Source organism: Pseudomonas sp. NDM (assembly GCF_003105095.1).
Lineage (GTDB): Bacteria > Pseudomonadota > Gammaproteobacteria > Pseudomonadales > Pseudomonadaceae > Aquipseudomonas > Aquipseudomonas moraviensis_A.
In genome coordinates this window covers 1-2,381 of sequence record NZ_QETJ01000295.1, presented here as the reverse complement: position 1 = coordinate 2,381, position 2,381 = coordinate 1, and the positions used below count along the sequence as shown (strand labels likewise).

The 2,381-nt window shown below is 60.0% G+C and carries 3 protein-coding genes; 2 read left to right on the top strand and 1 reads right to left on the bottom strand.

The annotated features are described in order from the left end of the window. The first annotated feature begins 102 nt into the window (after nt 1-102). Nucleotides 103-1,200, top strand: coding sequence for a polyamine ABC transporter substrate-binding protein (locus tag DCO47_RS26555; protein WP_116659270.1), 1,098 nt, complete (start codon nt 103-105; stop codon nt 1,198-1,200). A 253-nt stretch (nt 1,201-1,453) separates the two neighbouring features. On the opposite strand, the gene thpR is transcribed toward DCO47_RS26555, so the two are convergent. Next, complete coding sequence (gene thpR, locus DCO47_RS26550; RefSeq protein WP_116659269.1) at nt 1,454-1,993, bottom strand: RNA 2',3'-cyclic phosphodiesterase; 540 nt, start codon at nt 1,991-1,993, stop codon at nt 1,454-1,456. A 107-nt stretch (nt 1,994-2,100) separates the two neighbouring features. On the opposite strand from thpR, the gene DCO47_RS26545 reads away from it, so the two are divergent. Next, nucleotides 2,101-2,295 (top strand): hypothetical protein, encoded by a 195-nt coding sequence (locus tag DCO47_RS26545; RefSeq protein ID WP_064363697.1) that lies wholly within the window; start codon nt 2,101-2,103, stop codon nt 2,293-2,295. Nucleotides 2,296-2,381 lie beyond the last annotated feature (86 nt).

Genomic DNA, 2,381 nt, shown 5'->3' with positions numbered 1-2,381 from the left:
GGCGCTTCGCAGCCCAGCGGGAGCAAGCTCCCTCGCCACAATGGTTCTGTGTACATCATGTTTTGTGTTGGGTTTTTGAATAAGAAGAAGGGAGTTGTACCGATGAAAATGTTTGGCAGGACTCTGCTGACACTGTCCTTAATGGGCGCGATGGTCATGGGCGCCCAGGCCAACGACAAGGTGCTGCGTGTTTACAACTGGTCCGATTACATCGCGCCGGACACCGTGAAGAAGTTCGAAGACGAGACCGGTATTCGCGTGACCTACGACGTCTTCGACAGCAACGAAACCCTCGAAGCGCGCCTGCTGGCGGGCAAATCCGGTTACGACATCGTCGTACCGTCGAACAGTTTTCTGGCCAAGCAGATCAAGGCCGGCGTCTATCAGCCGCTGGACAAATCGAAGCTGCCGAACTGGAAGAATCTCAACCCGGTACTGCTGAAAAACGCCTCCGCCAGTGATCCGGACAACGCGCACGCGTTCCCGTACATGTGGGGCTCGATCGGTATCGGCTTCAATCCGGCCAAGGTCAAGGAAATGCTCGGCGCCAACGCCCCGACCAACTCCTGGGACTTGCTGTTCAAACCGCAGAACGCGGAAAAACTCAAAGCCTGCGGCATCAGTTTTCTCGATTCGCCGACCGAGATGCTCCCGGCCGCCCTGCACTACCTGGGCTATCCGGTGAACGACAAGGACAAGGCGCACATCGCCGAGGCGGAAGCGCTGTTCATGAAAATCCGCCCGTATGTGGCGTATTTCCATTCCTCAAAGTACATCTCCGATCTGGCCAACGGCAACATCTGCGTAGCGGTCGGTTACTCCGGCGACGTCCTGCAGGCCAAGGCCCGGGCGGTGGAATCGGGCAACAAGGTGGTGATCGACTACAGCATTCCCAAGGAAGGCGCCGGCAGTTTCTACGACATGGTCGCCATCCCGCGCGACGCTGCGAACGTCGACAACGCCTACCTGTTCATGGACTTCCTGATGCGCCCGGACATCATCGCCGAAGTCACCAACAGCATCGGCTACAGCAACGCCAACGCAGCGGCCACGCCACTGGTGGACGAAGCGATCCGCAATGAACCGGGCTCGTATCCATCGCAAGCGGTGATGGCGACGTTGTATGCCGTACCGGATCAGCCGATTGCCACACAGCGCATCATGACGCGCGGCTGGACGCGGGTGAAGCTCGGGAAATAAGCACACCAGTGATCCACATGTAGGAGTGAGCCTGCTCGCGATAGCGGTGTTTCAGCCAGCTTCGATAGTGAATGTGCTGACGTCATCGCGAGCAGGCTCACTCCTACAGTGGTTCGGCGTTATGCCAGACAGAATCACAAGTTTCCCGCTCACGCGGCGCCTCACCACCGCCGCCCCCTGCTCTGAACGGCCTCACCCGGCTCCCTCGGCTCGGGTGAATGTGCAGGCGCCTTCGGGCGCCTTTTCTTGTCGCTCAGATCAGCGGCCAGTGCTGCACCACCCGATAGCGGTCCTTGTGCGATTCGAACAAGGCGAAGCGTTCAGCGCGCAGGAAAAACTCCGGCGGCGTGCCCGCTTCCGGCTCCGGCGCACGGTATTCGCGAGCCAGGGTCAGGTGCGGACGGAACTCATGGGTGGGTTCTTCAAAACCGAACGGCAGCATCGCTTGCTCCAGCGCATAGACCAGGCGCAACAATCCCGGCGGCGCCTGCTCCGGTGCCAATGACAGGACACCGGCGCGATGCCAGACCTGCAAGCGATCCAGCGAAATCCGCAACGCTTCCCCGGGCGTGCGCACACTGCCCGCGGCTTCGCAGACGCCATGAATCTGCGCCAGCGGCACCGCGCCAAGAAACAGCAAGGTCAGATGAAAGTTGTCCGCCGGCACCGGCCTGCCGTTGCGCAGACCCAGCTCCGAACGCCACTGGGCGATCGCCTTGCGCTGCGCTGGCGGGCAATCCAAGGCAAAAAACAATCGCTTCGACGGCTCATCCTTGCGCACCCCATCAATCATTGCCCTCTCCCCTTGTTCGTCATGATCGCGCCGATTCTACACAGCCTGTTCTGACGACTCGCGACAGGAAGCTATAGTTCATGGATTGCCATTAACCGGAGGCTGCCATGCGCAAGATCCTCAGCAAAGAACCCTGGTGGGCCCGGCCACCACAACCCGGGCAGAACGAAAGCGAACTGGAATGGGGCTGGCTAGTGCATTACAGCGAAGGCGAACCGCGGTTCGAGTTCGTCCGCGAACGACCCAGCGACGAGCAGATTCGCAACCGCAAGAGTTGCCGGGTCACCCCCTCGCCCGAGTGAATAGAGCCCGTGAGCACTAATCCTGTGGGAGCGAGCCTGCTCGCGAAAGCGGTGTGTCAGATAAAGAAATATTACTGATACGACGC